The sequence below is a fragment of the Pseudomonas sp. S3E17 genome (genome assembly GCF_024168685.1).
Lineage (GTDB): Bacteria > Pseudomonadota > Gammaproteobacteria > Pseudomonadales > Pseudomonadaceae > Aquipseudomonas > Aquipseudomonas marginalis.
Genome location: NZ_JALJWE010000001.1, coordinates 1 through 14,803, shown reverse-complemented (window position 1 = coordinate 14,803; position 14,803 = coordinate 1). Strand labels below are relative to the sequence as shown.

General features: G+C 61.3%; 12 protein-coding genes and 1 pseudogene. 8 read left to right on the top strand and 5 right to left on the bottom strand.

Annotation, left to right across the window (positions count from 1 at the left end; genetic code table 11):
• Positions 1 to 4: 4 nt before the first annotated feature.
• From J3D60_RS00065 to J3D60_RS00055, 3 genes and pseudogenes are all read right to left on the bottom strand, one after another.
• A complete protein-coding gene (locus J3D60_RS00065; protein ID WP_253488552.1) occupies positions 5 to 733 on the bottom strand; it encodes a sulfotransferase family protein in 729 nt (242 codons plus the stop codon).
• A complete protein-coding gene (locus J3D60_RS00060) occupies positions 730 to 1,953 on the bottom strand; it encodes a transaldolase family protein (RefSeq protein ID WP_253493927.1) in 1,224 nt (407 codons plus the stop codon). Before J3D60_RS00060 ends, J3D60_RS00065 begins: the two co-directional genes overlap by 4 nt.
• 123 nt (positions 1,954 to 2,076) lie before the next feature.
• Positions 2,077 to 2,667 (bottom strand): annotated as a pseudogene (locus J3D60_RS00055) (HAD family hydrolase); the annotation flags it as partial.
• A 253-nt stretch (positions 2,668 to 2,920) separates the two neighbouring features.
• Here J3D60_RS00055 and J3D60_RS00050 point away from each other — a divergent pair.
• From J3D60_RS00050 to J3D60_RS00040, 3 genes are all read left to right on the top strand, one after another.
• Positions 2,921 to 3,721 (top strand): glucose 1-dehydrogenase, encoded by an 801-nt coding sequence (locus tag J3D60_RS00050; protein WP_065939399.1) that lies wholly within the window; start codon positions 2,921 to 2,923, stop codon positions 3,719 to 3,721.
• Positions 3,714 to 5,540: a glycoside hydrolase family 15 protein gene (locus J3D60_RS00045; protein WP_253488550.1), complete on the top strand. Its 1,827-nt coding sequence runs from the start codon at positions 3,714 to 3,716 to the stop codon at positions 5,538 to 5,540. The genes J3D60_RS00050 and J3D60_RS00045 overlap by 8 nt, the downstream gene beginning before the upstream one ends.
• Before the next feature lie 80 nt (positions 5,541 to 5,620).
• A complete protein-coding gene (locus tag J3D60_RS00040; protein WP_253488548.1) occupies positions 5,621 to 6,520 on the top strand; it encodes an alpha/beta fold hydrolase in 900 nt (299 codons plus the stop codon).
• Here the strand turns inward: J3D60_RS00040 and J3D60_RS00035 are convergent.
• On the bottom strand, positions 6,517 to 7,485 hold the full coding sequence (locus tag J3D60_RS00035; protein WP_253488546.1) for a GlxA family transcriptional regulator: 969 nt from the start codon (positions 7,483 to 7,485) through the stop codon (positions 6,517 to 6,519). The genes J3D60_RS00040 and J3D60_RS00035 overlap by 4 nt on opposite strands.
• 90 nt (positions 7,486 to 7,575) lie before the next feature.
• On the opposite strand from J3D60_RS00035, the gene inhA reads away from it, so the two are divergent.
• On the top strand, positions 7,576 to 8,256 hold the full coding sequence (gene inhA / locus J3D60_RS00030; RefSeq protein ID WP_065947053.1) for an isonitrile hydratase: 681 nt from the start codon (positions 7,576 to 7,578) through the stop codon (positions 8,254 to 8,256).
• A 111-nt stretch (positions 8,257 to 8,367) separates the two neighbouring features.
• Here the strand turns inward: inhA and J3D60_RS00025 are convergent, their stop codons facing one another.
• Positions 8,368 to 8,997: a LysE family translocator gene (locus J3D60_RS00025; protein ID WP_253488544.1), complete on the bottom strand. Its 630-nt coding sequence runs from the start codon at positions 8,995 to 8,997 to the stop codon at positions 8,368 to 8,370.
• 160 nt (positions 8,998 to 9,157) lie between these two features.
• Between J3D60_RS00025 and J3D60_RS00020 the strand changes: the two genes are divergently transcribed.
• From J3D60_RS00020 to J3D60_RS00005, 4 genes are all read left to right on the top strand, one after another.
• A complete protein-coding gene (locus J3D60_RS00020) occupies positions 9,158 to 9,673 on the top strand; it encodes a sigma-70 family RNA polymerase sigma factor (RefSeq protein ID WP_053132260.1) in 516 nt (171 codons plus the stop codon).
• On the top strand, positions 9,660 to 10,610 hold the full coding sequence (locus J3D60_RS00015) for a FecR domain-containing protein (protein WP_253488542.1): 951 nt from the start codon (positions 9,660 to 9,662) through the stop codon (positions 10,608 to 10,610). The genes J3D60_RS00020 and J3D60_RS00015 overlap by 14 nt, the downstream gene beginning before the upstream one ends.
• 104 nt (positions 10,611 to 10,714) lie before the next feature.
• Complete coding sequence (locus J3D60_RS00010; RefSeq protein ID WP_253488540.1) at positions 10,715 to 13,201, top strand: TonB-dependent receptor; 2,487 nt, start codon at positions 10,715 to 10,717, stop codon at positions 13,199 to 13,201.
• A gap of 430 nt (positions 13,202 to 13,631) precedes the next feature.
• The coding region (locus J3D60_RS00005) for an exopolysaccharide biosynthesis polyprenyl glycosylphosphotransferase (RefSeq protein ID WP_253488539.1) at positions 13,632 to 14,803 on the top strand (1,172 nt) is incomplete at its 3' end.

Here is a 14,803-nt window from a genome sequence, read left to right as displayed (position 1 = left end):
ATCCTTATTGGCAAAATTCATTCATGCGTGCGTAGAAGGGTCGGTGGTATTCGTAAAAGGCTTTTAATTTTGGTGACCGATCGAAAGCGTCCATATCGATAGCAGGTTTATCCGGCAGAGCAATGCGTTCACTGTTCTCGGCCGCCACATGCCAACTTCTCCAGGTTTTCCACTGTCGCGGGCATTCGCGTTTCCATGTCATGGCGCGGGGCAGAAATTCAATCTGCAAGTAGTCACACAGTTTTCGAATAACACCCTCCGGCTGCGCGGCAAGATCATCGGCATTAATCACATAAGGCACTTTTCCGATGAGTTTGGTGACCACACAAAAAATCTCGTACAAGGCTTTATGCCCGATGGCTTCCATGGGCATATCGGGGTGTACCCGGTGATGGGAAATAATGCTGCTGGCAGGTTCGCGAATAATAAAAATATTGTGTTGTTGCGCCAGGAAGTCCCGGTCAACTTTCAAGTCATCCAGGCAGTGGTAACACATGTCTTTGTGAAAGACATTGGTACTTTCACGGGCCTTGAGAAGTTGCTCTTTTATACCTTGATACGTAGTGGGCAAACTGTGGTCCCATTCATCCGAAGGAATCATTGAATCTGCGGAAAATGCCATATGGGCAAACGGCTCATGGAAAACCTCAAAATCCCCTCGCTCGATAAACACCCGCTCCAACACCGTGGAACGGGAACGCGGGTGCGCCCACAACCCGACCATCTTGTTCATGCCAGCACCCCGTATTCAGCGGCCAGGATGGCGTTGAGCGAGCGTGCGAAAGGCTTCGCGACCGGACACAGGCGCACGCAGTAGTCGGTCAGGCGCCGATGCGCACTGTTGGCTTCGTTGCAGGCGTTGATAAACGCCTCATGATTGCCAAAGTCGTAGGGCTCGATGCTGTCGATGAAATAGGCTTCGCAGAAGTACGGAATGCGGATGAGCCGGGCGAACGTCTCAGCCGGCGCCTGCTGGGGTTCACGGGCGGGCGCCACCGGTTTGCCGTGGCTTTCACGCTCGATCAGAAACTCCACCACATCCGGCGTCAGCGTGTAGCACGTGGTGGTCAGCCCGGTCTTTTCCAGGTGCCAGCAGTGCTTGTGACCACGTTCGTCAACGTCGACCTTGATGCTGGAAAGCAGGGTCTTGACCGGCACCTTCGAGGCCGCGACCAGGGCCTGGATCTGCTGGTAAATCATCAGCTCGGCCCAGCGCATGTCCTCCGGGCCCAGCGCCAGGCCACGCTCTGCGGCCTGCAAGGCGAACTCGGGCTGGCAGGAAAAACGCCCGATCATAAAGGTGATCACATACTTGCAACGGCCGGTGTCGACACCATTGCGGAGGGCGCAGGCGATGCCCCGCTCTATCGCCTGGATACCGGCCTGGAACTGCGAAACGGTGAAGCAGAACGTGATGTTGACGGAAACGCCTTGGGCCACCAGGTGTTCGATCGTCGCAAAACCCTCCAGGCTGCCCGGCACTTTCACCATCACATTCGCGGCCAGGCGATGCAGCTCCAGGCCCCGCGCGGTCATGCGTTCGCTGCACCGCACGTCCGACGGGTCGACCTGGGCGCATAGCCAACCATCGGCCTGGGCCGATTGCACCCACAGCGGCTTGAGCATCGAGGCGCCTTCTGCAATCACTTCGTTGTAGAGCTGCTTGCGCAATTCCCCGGGAGACAGGCTGGCCAGATTAAAACGCGACGACCAATACTCTTTCTTGTCGAGGATTGCCGCCGTCACCAGCCGGGGGTTGGTGGTCACACTGCTGAAGCCCCAGGGCTGGGAGAAATCCTGCGGCATCAACTGTTCGATATGGGCGGCGGCTGCCGGGTACTTGTCCAACAAATGCTGTTTATACGGTGCGTACACCACGGGCGACGAATCCCACCACACTTCCGAACAGGGATCATTACGTTTAAGTCGCTCTATATAACCCAGTGTGCCCACAACACTTGCTCCTTGAGTAACGTGATCAATGAGGGTCGGTAACTCACGCATATCGGCAAAAGGTAACGCACCGGCTTCGGCCAATATTCGATGTCGAGACAACGGACCAAAACCCAGGACTTTTATACTGGCTGCAACGGCGGCTTGAATCCCTGTGACACTGTCTTCAATCACCAGCGCATCACAGGGTTCGACGTTGTAAGTTTCACACGCCGTTAAAAACACCAGCGGATCAGGCTTCCAACGCCCCAATTCATAACAACTGAATATTCGCCCTTCGAAATAAGGCCACAACCCCACAACGCGCAAACACTGTTCGATCTTATTGCGCGGCGCACTCGAGGCTACGCAATAGGGAATGTCCAGCACTTCCAATACGTCAAGTATCCCATCAGTCGCTTTCACATTAAGCGTCAATGCTTCCAGCGCTCGAACTCGGAAGTCCTCTTCAAACTGAGGGGGCAAAAAAACACCCAATAACGGTTCTACTTCGCGCAGACAATCGGCAATCTTTCTTCCACGAAAGTGCTCAATGAAATACACACTGTCCAGTGTCTTGCCGTCCTGTGCGTGAGCATTAAGCATGCCGATCAATACAGACAAGGTGATCTCTTCGCTTTGGACAAGTACACCGTCGCAATCGAAAATAACTAACTTAGGCAACGGCGTAGCTCCCTGCTCTGGTAGTTCCCCTATAGCTGCCGATAAATACATAGGCATCTCTTATAGGTGACTCCGCATGACTTCCGAACTACCAGCGGAACGGGTTGAGGTGTGCTTATAAGACACGGGGCAAAAAACCCTGTCAAACGCTTTTTAGCGGTTTTTTAGTATCTTATGGTTATTTTTTATTCTTCTGTTATTCCATTTTTCACCATGGTTGTAGTCGCTAATTTCACACGGCTGAACTTCCGTTGCGCGCCGCCAGTCAGCTACTTGAACTCACGAATTCAAGGTCGGGTGGGCAATGCATATCTCGTTGGAGCAACAAGTGGCGCTGATAACGGGCGCCAGTTCCGGTATCGGCGCCGGTGCGGCCAGGGCCCTGGCGCAAGCCGGCGCTGCGGTGGTGCTCAATTACAACAGCCAGGCCGCCCCCGCCGAGGCCTTGGCAGAGCAGATCAACGCCGAGGGCGGCCGGGCGATTGCCATCGGCGCCGACGTGTCGAAAGAAGCCGATGTGGAACGCCTGTTCGCAAAGACCCTCGAGGCGTTCGGCCATCTGGACATCCTGGTGGCCAACTCCGGTATGCAGAAGGACGCCGCCGTGGTCGACATGACCCTCGACGACTGGAACGCCGTGATCGGCGTCAACCTCACCGGCCAGTTCCTCTGTGCCCGTGCGGCCGTGCGTCTCTTCAAGCGCCAGGGCATCCGTGAAGGCGTATCCCGCGCCGCCGGCAAAATCATCCACATGAGCTCGGTGCACCAGTTGATCCCCTGGGCCGGGCATGTGAATTACGCGGCGTCCAAGGGCGGCGTTGACATGCTGATGCGCACCCTCGCCCAGGAAGTGAGTGAACAGCGCATTCGCATCAATGGCATTGCGCCGGGGGCGATTCGTACGGCGATCAACCGTGCCGCCACCGAAGGTGCGGCGGAACAGGCGCTGCTCAAGTTGATCCCCTATGGCCGGGTCGGCGATGTGGAGGACGTGGCCAACGCCGTGGTATGGCTGGCCAGTGACGCCTCGGATTACGTGGTCGGCAGCACCCTGTTCATTGATGGCGGCATGAGCCTTTACCCGGAGTTTCGTGACAATGGTTGATTTGAAAAACGAACCACAAAGCGCCATCGATGCCCACGGCATCATCGGCGACATGCGCAGCGCGGCGCTGGTGAACGATAAAGGCAGCATCGATTTCTTCTGTTGGCCGGAGTTCGACAGCCCGTCGATCTTCTGCTCACTGCTCGACACCCCCGATGCCGGCACGTTTCAACTCACCCCGGACCTGCCCAACGCCCGCCGCGAACAGATCTACCTGCCCGACACCAATGTGCTGCAAACCCGCTGGCTCAGCGATGACGCCGTGGTGGAAATCACCGACCTGCTGGTCATCAGCGAAGAAATCGACGACTTGCCCCTGCTGATTCGCCGCGTACGCGTGGTCAGCGGCACGGCCACCCTCCATCTGCGCTGCGCCGTGCGCCATGACTATGCGCGCGCCGCCACCGAGGCGAGCCTGGATAACGCCAGCGCCTGTTTCAACGCCGATGGCCAGCCGGGCATGCGCCTGTGCGGCAGCCATCCGTTGCAGATCGAAGATAACGCCGCCGTGGCCCGCTTCACCCTGGATCAGGAAGAAGGCGCCGAGTTTGTACTCGGCGGCCAGGACGATGAGCGTGTGGGCAGTGTCTGCACCGACCTGGCCCTGGCCCATACCTTGAAGTTCTGGCGCGGCTGGATCGCGCAGTCGAACTACCGCGGGCGCTGGCGCGAAATGGTCAACCGCTCGGCCCTGGCCCTCAAGCTACTGACCTCGCGCAAACACGGCGCAATCATCGCCGCGGCCACCTTCGGTTTGCCGGAAACGCCTGCGGGCGAACGCAACTGGGACTACCGCTACACCTGGATCCGCGACGCCTCGTTTACCGTCTACGCGTTTATGCGCCTGGGTTTTGTCGACGAGGCCAACGCCTATATGCGCTGGCTCAAGGGCCGGGTCAGCGATTGCTGTGGCCAGCCGACCAAGATCCATATCCTCTACGGCATCGACGGCCGCCAGGAGCTGCCCGAAACCACGCTGGAGCACCTCAGCGGCCACGGCGGCGCCAAGCCGGTGCGCATCGGCAATGGCGCGGTCGACCAGGTCCAGCTGGATATCTATGGCGAGTTGATGGACGCGGTGTACCTGGTCAACAAGTACGGCGAAGCCATCTCCCACGAGGGCTGGAAACACACGGTGGAAGTCGCTGACCAGGTTTGTGAAATCTGGAACCAGAAAGACGTGGGCATCTGGGAAATGCGCGGCGAGCAGCATCACTTCCTGCATTCGCGGCTGATGTGCTGGGTGGCCCTGGACCGTGCGATCCGCCTGGCCTCCAAGCGCTCGTTGCCGGCGCCGTTTGCACGTTGGGACCAGACCCGCCAGGCGATCTATGCCGATATCTGGAGCAACTTCTGGAACGAAGAACGCGGGCATTTCGTGCAGCACATCGGCAGCACCGCCCTGGACGGTTCGATGCTGCTGATGCCGCTGGTGCGTTTTGTCGCCGCCACCGACCCGCGCTGGCTGAGCACGTTGCAGGCGATCCAGAAAAGCCTGGTGCGCGACGGCATGGTCTACCGCTACCGCAACGACGACAACGCGATCGACGGCCTGCAAGGCACCGAAGGCGCATTTGCCGCCTGCTCGTTCTGGTACGTCGAATGCCTGGCTCGCGCCGGGCAATTGGAGAAGGCCCACCTGGAATTCGAACAACTGCTGCGCTACGCCAACCCGCTGGGCCTGTATGCCGAAGAGTTCAACAGCCAGGCCCGCCACCTGGGCAATACGCCCCAGGCGTTGAGCCATCTGGCGTTGATCAGCGCGGCGACGTTCCTGGACCGCAAGCTCAGTGGCGAGAAGACGACCTGGCAGCCCTGAGGCGCCCTGCCCTGCCTTTACAGGCAGGGCATCCCGTCATGTCTTTCGACTAGAGTTTCAACACCTGACAGGAGCCCACCATGACCATCACCGCCCCACTCCTCTACGTGCGCACCTCCATGCTCGATGCGGCGTATGAAACCCACGGTCCCATTGACGGCGAGCCTGTGATACTGCTGCATGGTTTCCCTTACGACCCGCGCGGCTATGACGAGATTGCGCCGGTGCTGGCCGAACGCGGCTACCGGGTGCTGGTGCCGTACCTGCGCGGTTATGGCCCTACGAGGTTTATCAACGCGCAGGTGATGCGCTCCGGCCAACAGGCAGCGCTGGGCAAGGATCTGCTGGATTTCATGGATGCGCTGTCGATCCCGCACGCCACCCTGGCCGGGTATGACTGGGGCGGGCGCGCGGCGTGTATCGTCGCGGCGCTGTGGCCCGAACGGGTACGCGGGCTGGTGACCGGCGATGGCTATAACATCCAGGACATTGCCAGGTCGCTCCAACCACGGGCGCCGGCGACGGAGCATCGGTTGTGGTATCAGTTCTACTTCCATACCCAGCGCGGTGTGGACGGGCTGACGGCCAATCGCCGCGAACTGTGTGAGTTGCTGTGGTCGCTGTGGTCGCCGTCCTGGGCCGAAGGGCCGGGGCTGTATGGGCAGACGGCGCCGTCATTCGACAACCCGGACTTTGTCGAGGTGGTGATTCACTCCTATCGCCATCGTTTCATGTATGCGCCTGGCGATCCGGCGCTGGAAGCCATCGAGCAGGCCCTGGCGCGGCAACCGGTGATTGCGGTGCCGAGCATTTCGCTGTGCGGTGCCGACGACGGCGTGGGCCCGCCGCCTCAAGAGGATGACGACGTGGAGCATTTCAGCGCTTTTTACCGGCGGGAGGTATTGCCGGGCGTGGGCCACAATATTCCCCAGGAAGCACCGCAGGCCACCCTCGACGCCCTGTTTGAATTGCTCGCCTAGGCCACCGGCGAGAACCGCTCGCGGTAGGCCTGGGGCGTCACCGACAAGGCCCGCATAAAGCTGCGGCGCAAGGTTTCTTCGCAGCCGAAACCACACTGCACGGCGATGCGCTTGATCGACGTGGTGCTGTCGGCCAGTTGCCGGCGCGCACTTTCGACACGAATCAGCTCCACCGCGCGCGCGGGCGTCTGCCCGGTTTCGGCGCGGTAATGGCGCACGAAGCTGCGCTCGCTCATGCCGGCCTGGGCGGCCAGGGTCGGGATACTCAGGTCGAGGGTCAGATGCTCGGCTATCCAGGCATGCAGCTCGGTGAAACGGCTGCCGCCCTTTTGCAAGGACAGGGTCACGCTGAATTGCGACTGGCCGCCGGGGCGCTTCAGGAACACCACCAGGTGCCGCGCCACTTCCAGGGCCACGGCGCGGCCCAGGTCTTCTTCCACCAGAGCCAGGCACAGGTCGATGCCGGCGGTCACACCGGCGGAGGTCCACACCGCGCCCTGCTGGATAAAGATCGGGTTGGGCTCCACGGTCAGCGCCGGAAACTTGCGCGCCAGTTCTTCGCAACGGGTCCAGTGGGTGGCGACGCGGCAACCATCGAGCAAGCCACTGGCCGCCAGCAAAAACGCACCGGTGCACACCGAGGCCATGCGCCGACTGTGCCGGGCTTTTTCGCGCACCCAATCCACCAGCGCAGGCTTTTCAGCGGCGCCGTACACGCCCCAGCCACCCGCGATCACCAGGGTGTCGCAGGGCTGGTCGACCGCCGGCAAGGGCTCGGCCACCAGCGCCAGGCCGGCGGAGGTCATCACCGGGCCGGCCTGGTCGGCGATCACCGTGACCGCGTAAGGCAACGGCACGCCACGCTGGCGCGCCAGGTCATTGGCCGATGCAAACACCTGCAACGGCCCGGTGACGTCGAGCACCTGGGCATTATCGAAAGCGAGTACGTGGACAATTCTGGGCATGGTTGGCGTGATTCGTGGGTTCAATGGCGTATTCGCCAAAGACTAGGCCGCTAGAGTGAGGTCGTCTACCCCTTTCTCGGAGCTTCATTCATGACCTTGCAGATCGGCTTTCTGTTGTTCCCCGGCATTCAGCAACTGGACCTGACCGGCCCCTACGACGTATTGGGTTCGCTGCCGGACGTGAAACTGCACCTGATATGGAAGGACCTGGCGCCGGTCACCTCCAGCACGGGCCTGGTGTTCACGCCGACCATGACCTATGCCGACTGCCCGACGCTGGATGTGATCTGCGTGCCCGGCGGTTCCGGCGTGGGCCCATTGATGGAAGACCCGCAGACCCTGGACTTCCTCAAGGCCCAGGCGCAGACCGCACGCTACGTGACCTCGGTGTGCACCGGCTCGCTGGTGCTCGGCGCGGCGGGGTTGCTGCGCGGGCGCAAGGCGACGACGCACTGGGCCTACCACGACATGCTCGCCCCGCTCGGCGCCATCCCGGTACAGGAACGCGTGGTGCGTGACGGCAACCTGTTCACCGGCGGTGGCATTACCGCCGGTATCGACTTTGCCCTGGTGCTGGCGGCGGAGCTGTACAGCGAAGCGGCGGCGCAACTGGTGCAGTTGCAGATCGAATACGCGCCAGCACCGCCGTTCGATTCGGGTCGCCCGGACACAGCGCCTGCGCATGTGCGGGAAGAAGCCAACAAACGCACCGCCGAATCGCGCAGGGTGCGCGGTGAAATCGTCGCGCGCGCAGCAGCACGGCTGGGCTGAGCCTGTACCTGTGGTGAGCGAGCTTGCTCACAATAAGAAGCTCGTTCACCACAACAAGCTCGTTTGGCCACAGACAGCTTGCTCACCGCACAACCCCTTCACCCCATGGGGTCAGGTTGGGCGCGACATCACCGCCAGGCGCACCGCCAGCACGGTCAGCACCGTCGCCAGGCCCCATTTCTGTAGCCAGGCGCCTCTTGGGCGCCTGGCGAAGAAGCGGCTCAGCACCCCGCCGAAAATGCCCAGCAGCAGGTGAAACACCCCAGCGATCAAGGTCAGCACGCCCCCCAACAGCATCAACTGCACGGCGATGGAGCCGGCCTGCGGCCGTACGAACTGCGGCAAAAACACCACAAAAAACAGCAACGCCTTGGGGTTGAGCAGGCTGTTCAGCATGGCCTGCAGAAACACCCGGCCAAGGGACACACGGTGCGGGCGGGCAGTCTCCAGCCCAGTTTTTTTCTGCAGCGTCTTGAACACCAGCCACAGCAGGTAGACCACACCCGCATAGCGAATCACGTCAAAGGATGGCGGCCAACTGGCGACCAACGCCGTCACCCCGGTGGCGGTCAATGCGGTCAGTAACACGTCAGCCACACCGATGCCCAGGGCCGAGGCCACTCCCCCACGCCAGCCGTGGGTGACGCCATGACTGATCACAAAGGCCATGTTCGGCCCCGGGGATAACAGCAGCAACAGCACAGCACCTGAAAAAACCGCCAGGGTCCCAAGGTCGATCATGCTCAAGCCCTCCACCGGGAAAAACCTGCACATTAGTGCGTGGGCCTGGGGCGAACAAAAAATTGTGCTGGATACATTGTTCATCGGCAATTGCGAATGGCCACGACCAGCGTCTAGAATGCGAAACATTATCAATTAAGACTGCTGCGCCAGGATGCCCATGTCGAGCGATCACCCACTGGACCATGCCGCCATCGGCCAGCTTTACCACACCCATCACTCCTGGCTGCGCGGCTGGTTGAGCCGACGTACCGGTTGCCGTGAACGTGCCGCCGACCTCGCGCAGGAAACCTTTGTGCGCCTGCTCAACGCACGCAAACAGCAGGCCGTGTTGCAGCCGCGCGCGTACCTGAGCAGCATCGCCCGCAGCTTGATGATCGACCAGTACCGGCGCCGGGAATTGGAGCGCGCCTACCTCGAAAGCCTTGCGCATTTCCCCCAGGCCGACGTGCCGTCGGAAGAAACCCGCCTGCTGATTCTCGACAGCCTGGAACGTATCGACCGCCTGCTCGACCAGCTCAAGCCGCGGGTGCGTGAAGCGTTCCTGCTGGCGCAACTGGACGGCCTGACCTGCGCGCAGATCGCCCTGCGCCTCGGGGTGTCCAAGGCTACGGTGGAGCGTGACCTGTCCAAGGCGCTGCATGCCTGCTATCGGTTGCGCTATGCCGACCTCTGACCCGCGCCTGCTCGACCAGGCCATCCAGTGGATGATCAAGCTGCGCTTCAACGTCGCCGACGACGCCAGCACCGCTGCGTTCGAGCGCTGGCTGCACACCAGCGCCGAACACCAGCAGGTCTGGCAGCGGGTGGCGGCGATGAATGATGAGTTCAGCCACCTGCCCGCGCAGGTCGGCCGCCACGCCCTGCACGGTGCACGTCGACGTATCAGCCGTCGCGAAGGGTTGAAGCTGCTCGGCCTGGTGGCTGGTGCGGCCGGCCTGACCTGGTTTGGCCGCGACTACACCCCGCTGCCCGCCTTGATGGCCGACTACCGCACTGCCACCGGCGAACGGCGTTGGGTGGCGTTGAACGACGGCAGCCGTATCCAACTGAACAGCGCCAGCGCATTCGACGCGGTATTGACTCAGGAACGGCGCCTGGTGCAGTTGCGCCAGGGTGAAATACTGGTCAATCCCGGTGCCGACAACCGGCCCTTCTGGGTACAGACCCGTGACGGTTACCTGCGCGCCCTCGGCACGCGCTTCCTGGTGCGCGAAGAGCCCCAAGGCACCATGCTCGCCGTGCAGCAGGGCACGGTGGCGGTGTTTGCCGACAACCACGTCGCCGGCGCGCGCCAAGTGATCAACCCCGGCGAACAGGTGCTGTTCGACCGCAGTGGCATTCGTTCTCTCGCCGCCAATGGCCTGGACCCTTGGGCCTGGAGCGAAGGCGTGATCAGCGCCCGGGACATGCGCCTGGATGCTTTCCTCGCCGAGCTGGGCCGCTACCGCAACGGCCTGCTGCGCTGCAGCGAAGCGGTGGCCGGATTGCGGGTGTCGGGCACTTATCAGTTGGACGACACCGATGAGGTGCTGGGCCTGGTAGCCCACTCACTCAAGCTCGATGTCACTTACCGCAGCCGCTACTGGGTGACCGTCACCGCCCGCGTTTAACATTCGAAAATAAATGAGGTGAATTCTCATTGCCGCTCGACCTGTAAGGAAAGGCCGATCAACAGGCCGGTTCTGTTCACTTCCTTCAGGAGCATCCCGCGGTCATGCAAGCGTTCCCCTTCCCACGTTCACCCCTCAAGCACGCGGTGCACGCCGCCTTGCTCGGCGCCTGCCTGAGCTGCGCAACCGCGCCGCCGTTCGCATGGGCCGAAACGCCGGCCAGCGACACCCAGGCCCGCGACTGGAACATCGCCGCCGGTTCCCTGGCCACGGCCCTGGACCAGTTCGCCCGCCAGGCCGGCATCAGCCTGTCGTATGACGCCACCAGCGTCGCCGGCAAGACCAGCCAGGGCCTGAGTGCTCGCCTGGACCGCGAGCAGGCGCTCGGCCAGTTGCTGCGTGGCCAGGGCCTGCAAGCCCAGCGCCAGGGCAACAGTACCTGGCTGCTGTTGCCGCAAGTGGCCGACAGCGGCGCGCTGAACCTGGGCGCCACCACGGTCACCGGTGAGCGGTTGGGCGCCACCACCGATGGCACCGGGGCCTACACCACGGGTGCGGTGACGATCGGCAAGGGCGAACACAGCCTGCGGGAAACGCCGCAATCGGTGAGTGTGATGACCCGCCAATTGATGGACGACCAGAACCTCACCACCATCGATGACGTGATGGAACGCACGCCCGGGATCACCACTTACGAATCACCCATGGGCGGCAAATATTTTTATTCCCGTGGTTTCAAGATGCTCGGCCAGTACCAGTACGATGGCGTGCCCCTGGACATGGGCAAGGACTACGTGCAGGCCGACAGCTTCAGCGCGAACATGGCGATCTACGACCGCGTCGAAGTGCTCAAGGGCGCGGCGGGCATGCTCAAGGGCGCCGGCACCGCCAGCGGCGCGGTGAACTTCGTGCGCAAGCGGCCCCAGGCCAAGCCCACCACCAGCCTGTCGCTGTCCGCCGGCACCTGGGACAACTACCGCGCCGACGTCGACACCGGCGGCCCGCTGAATGACAGCGGTACGGTGCGCGGCCGCGCGGCGATCAGCCAGCAGAATCGCGGTTCCTACATGGATATTTCCAAGCGCCAGGACCAGGCTTTCTATGGCGCCCTGGATGTCGATCTCAGCGCCGACACCACCCTGGGCTTCGGCGCCAGCCATGAAGACGTCGACGCCACACCGTGCTGGGGCGGCCTGCCGCGCTATGCCGACGGCAAAAGCGCCCACCTCAGCCGCTCCACCTGCCTGGGCCAATCCTGGAACGACTGGCAAAGCCGGCGCACCACCTTCTTCGCCGACCTCACCCATCACTTCAACGATGACTGGAAACTCAAGGTTACGGCCGTGCACAGCCGCAACCTGCAAGACACCAAATACGCCGCCAGCGAAGGCACCATTGCCTACGGCAACCCGACGCCTACGGCCAACTCCTATGCGGCGCTGATGGACTACGACCACAAGGACTTCGGCCTCGACGCCTATGTGGACGGCAAGTTCGAAGCCTTCGGGCTGGAACACGAACTGATCCTCGGTGCCAATGGCAGCCGTGGTACCCAGGACGATGTGTACGCGATCCAGAACCTGCCCAGACGCCAAAGCATCTACCAACCCGACCACCATTTCCCGGAGCCGGCCAACAGCACCTTCTGGCCGAACATGTATCGCGGCGGCACGGTGAAGGAAACCGCCACCCAGTACGGCGCCTACACCACCTTGCGCCTGCGCCTGGCCGAGCCGTTGATGTTTATCGTAGGCAGCCGCGTGAGCTGGTACGAGAACCGTCGCCAGTCCAACAACCTGGCCTGGGGCGAGTGGGCCTTGCAGGATGCCCGCACCCGGGAAACCGGTGAAGTGACGCCGTTTGCCGCACTGATCTACGACCTTAATGAGCACCTGTCGGTGTACGCCAGCTACGCGGATATCTTCCAGCCGCAAAGTTCCTATGCCACGCTCGATGGCGCCGCGCTCAAGCCGAAGATCGGTGACAACTACGAGCTGGGTATCAAGGGCGAATGGTTCGACGGGCGCCTCAACAGCTCCCTGGCGCTGTTCCGCGCGGTCGAGAAAAACGCGGCCGAATCCGATTACATCGCCCAGTGCCCGACCTCCGCCGACGGCTATTGCTACACCGACAGCGGCAAGGTGCGCGCCCAGGGCGTGGAGGCGGAAATCAGCGGTGAAGTGCTCGAGCGCCTGCAGGTATCCGGCGGCTACACCTACACCCAGACCAAGTCCCTGAAGAACATCGATACCGCCCTGGAGGGCGGTACGTCCAACACCTACGTACCTCGACACATGCTGCGCATGTGGGGCGACTACCAGCTCGACGGCGCCCTGTCGAAATGGAGCGTGGGCACCGGCGTCAACGCTCAGAGCAGCAATTACCGCGTGCAGACCATCAAGCTCGAACAGGCCGGTTACGCAACCTGGAGTGCCCGTGTGGCGTACCGTATCGACGACACTTGGACCGTCGCACTCAACGGCAACAATCTGTTCGATAAAAGTTACTACAACACGGTGGGTACAGCCTCCTGGGGTAACTTTTATGGCGAGCCACGAAATTTTACGGTGAGTTTGAAAGGCAACTTCTGATCTGGCGAAAGTCCCGCAGGCAGGGCACTTCGTGCGCCCTGCCACCCCCTCTTTGTCCCCCCTTCCTACCGCCTTTGAAAAAAGGTTTTTCCTTTATGCAGGAAAAATCCTGCATTTGTTTCTACACTCAAAAACACACCCAATCACCGCGTACCCGGACAAGGAATGTCAATAAAATGCCGAACAAAACACTGATAAACCTGTCTGCCCTGCCACCTCCGCACCATCGTCAATTCATTGACAAATTGATTAAGGGAACACTCCTGTAGTCACTACCCCCGCAAATTCCCTTCAAATGGATAGCCGCATTTGAATTGATAGTTGCGTATTACCCAGAGTAGCCATAGTTGGAAGTGCCCTCTAAAGCAGTTCGCTGCTTTATTGAACAAACATCCAAACAATAGCTCTGGCGTGCAATGAGGGATGTTTTATGCGAGAGAAGTCGTCCGTCGACAGCCTGTTTTTAACGCGCGCCGGTTTTGTTGAGTTCTTTGTTGTTTTCGTCAAGTTCATACATGGCCTGAGTGCCATTTTGCCCCCGCTGATCCTGGTGATGTTCATCGACCCGATGGACCCCGAACTGCGCGGGCACTTCCTCGGCCTGCTGGTATTTTTCGCGGTCCTGACGATCATTCTGTTCCAGGCCCTGGGCATCTATTCCGAAGAACTGTTCAGCAACCGGCTGCGCCTGAAAACCAAGGTCAAGGCCTGGTCGGCGGCGTTTTGCATCCTGTTGTTCATGTACCAGATCCTGCAGTTTTTCCCGCAATTGACCCCGCGTAACCTGGTGGCGTGGTACGTCGCCAGCCTCGGGTTGTTCTGCCTTGAGCGCCTGCTGATGCTGCGCCTGTACCGCAGCCTGATGCGCAAGGGCAAATACCTGCAACGTACGGTGATCCTGGGCTTTACCGACACCGCCATGCACGTCGCCGACCACCTGCAACGCAACGGTGATATCCGCTCCGGCCTGATCGGCTTTATCGACGATCGCACCGAGCGGATCCCCAAGGAATTGAGCAACCTGCCCCTGCTGGGCAACACCCGCGAGCTGGAAAAACTCATCCGCGCCGAGCAGGTCAACCAAGTGATGATCTGCCTGCCCTGGGCCGCGGAGCAGCGCATCCACGGGCTGGTCAATCGCCTGCGGCAGATGTCGGTGAACGTGATGCTGGTGCCCGACATGGCCGCCCTGCGCTACGGCCATAGCCGCATCACCGATGTGGGCGGGATCCTGATGTTCAACACCTCGCAATTGCCGTTGCGTGGCTGGTCACCGGTGATCAAGCGCCTGGAGGATGTGCTGCTGGCCAGCCTGGCGCTGGTGACACTGTCCCCTGTGATGGTCGCGACGGCAATTGCGATAAAGCTCGACTCCAAAGGGCCGATCCTGTTTCGCCAGAACCGCTTTGGCTACAACGACAACGAAATCCGCGTGTTCAAGTTCCGCTCGATGTACACCGACCAGAGCGACTTCACCGCCGAACGCCAGACCACCCGCCAGGACCCGCGCATTACCCGGGTGGGGCGCATTATCCGCAAGACCAGCATCGACGAGCTGCCGCAGTTGTTCAACGTGCTGCTGGGCAACATGTCCATGGTCGG

Bases quoted from the DNA above. Each gene is read 5' to 3' on its own strand.
- J3D60_RS00065 (WP_253488552.1), bottom strand. From the start codon at position 733: ATGAACAAGATGGTCGGGTTGTGGGCGCACCCGCGTTCCCGTTCCACG.
- J3D60_RS00050 (WP_065939399.1), top strand. From the start codon at position 2,921: ATGCATATCTCGTTGGAGCAACAAGTGGCGCTGATAACGGGCGCCAGT.
- J3D60_RS00045 (WP_253488550.1), top strand. From the start codon at position 3,714: ATGGTTGATTTGAAAAACGAACCACAAAGCGCCATCGATGCCCACGGC.
- J3D60_RS00040 (WP_253488548.1), top strand. From the start codon at position 5,621: ATGACCATCACCGCCCCACTCCTCTACGTGCGCACCTCCATGCTCGAT.
- J3D60_RS00035 (WP_253488546.1), bottom strand. From the start codon at position 7,485: ATGCCCAGAATTGTCCACGTACTCGCTTTCGATAATGCCCAGGTGCTC.
- inhA (WP_065947053.1), top strand. From the start codon at position 7,576: ATGACCTTGCAGATCGGCTTTCTGTTGTTCCCCGGCATTCAGCAACTG.
- J3D60_RS00025 (WP_253488544.1), bottom strand. From the start codon at position 8,997: ATGATCGACCTTGGGACCCTGGCGGTTTTTTCAGGTGCTGTGCTGTTG.
- J3D60_RS00020 (WP_053132260.1), top strand. From the start codon at position 9,158: ATGTCGAGCGATCACCCACTGGACCATGCCGCCATCGGCCAGCTTTAC.
- J3D60_RS00015 (WP_253488542.1), top strand. From the start codon at position 9,660: ATGCCGACCTCTGACCCGCGCCTGCTCGACCAGGCCATCCAGTGGATG.
- J3D60_RS00010 (WP_253488540.1), top strand. From the start codon at position 10,715: ATGCAAGCGTTCCCCTTCCCACGTTCACCCCTCAAGCACGCGGTGCAC.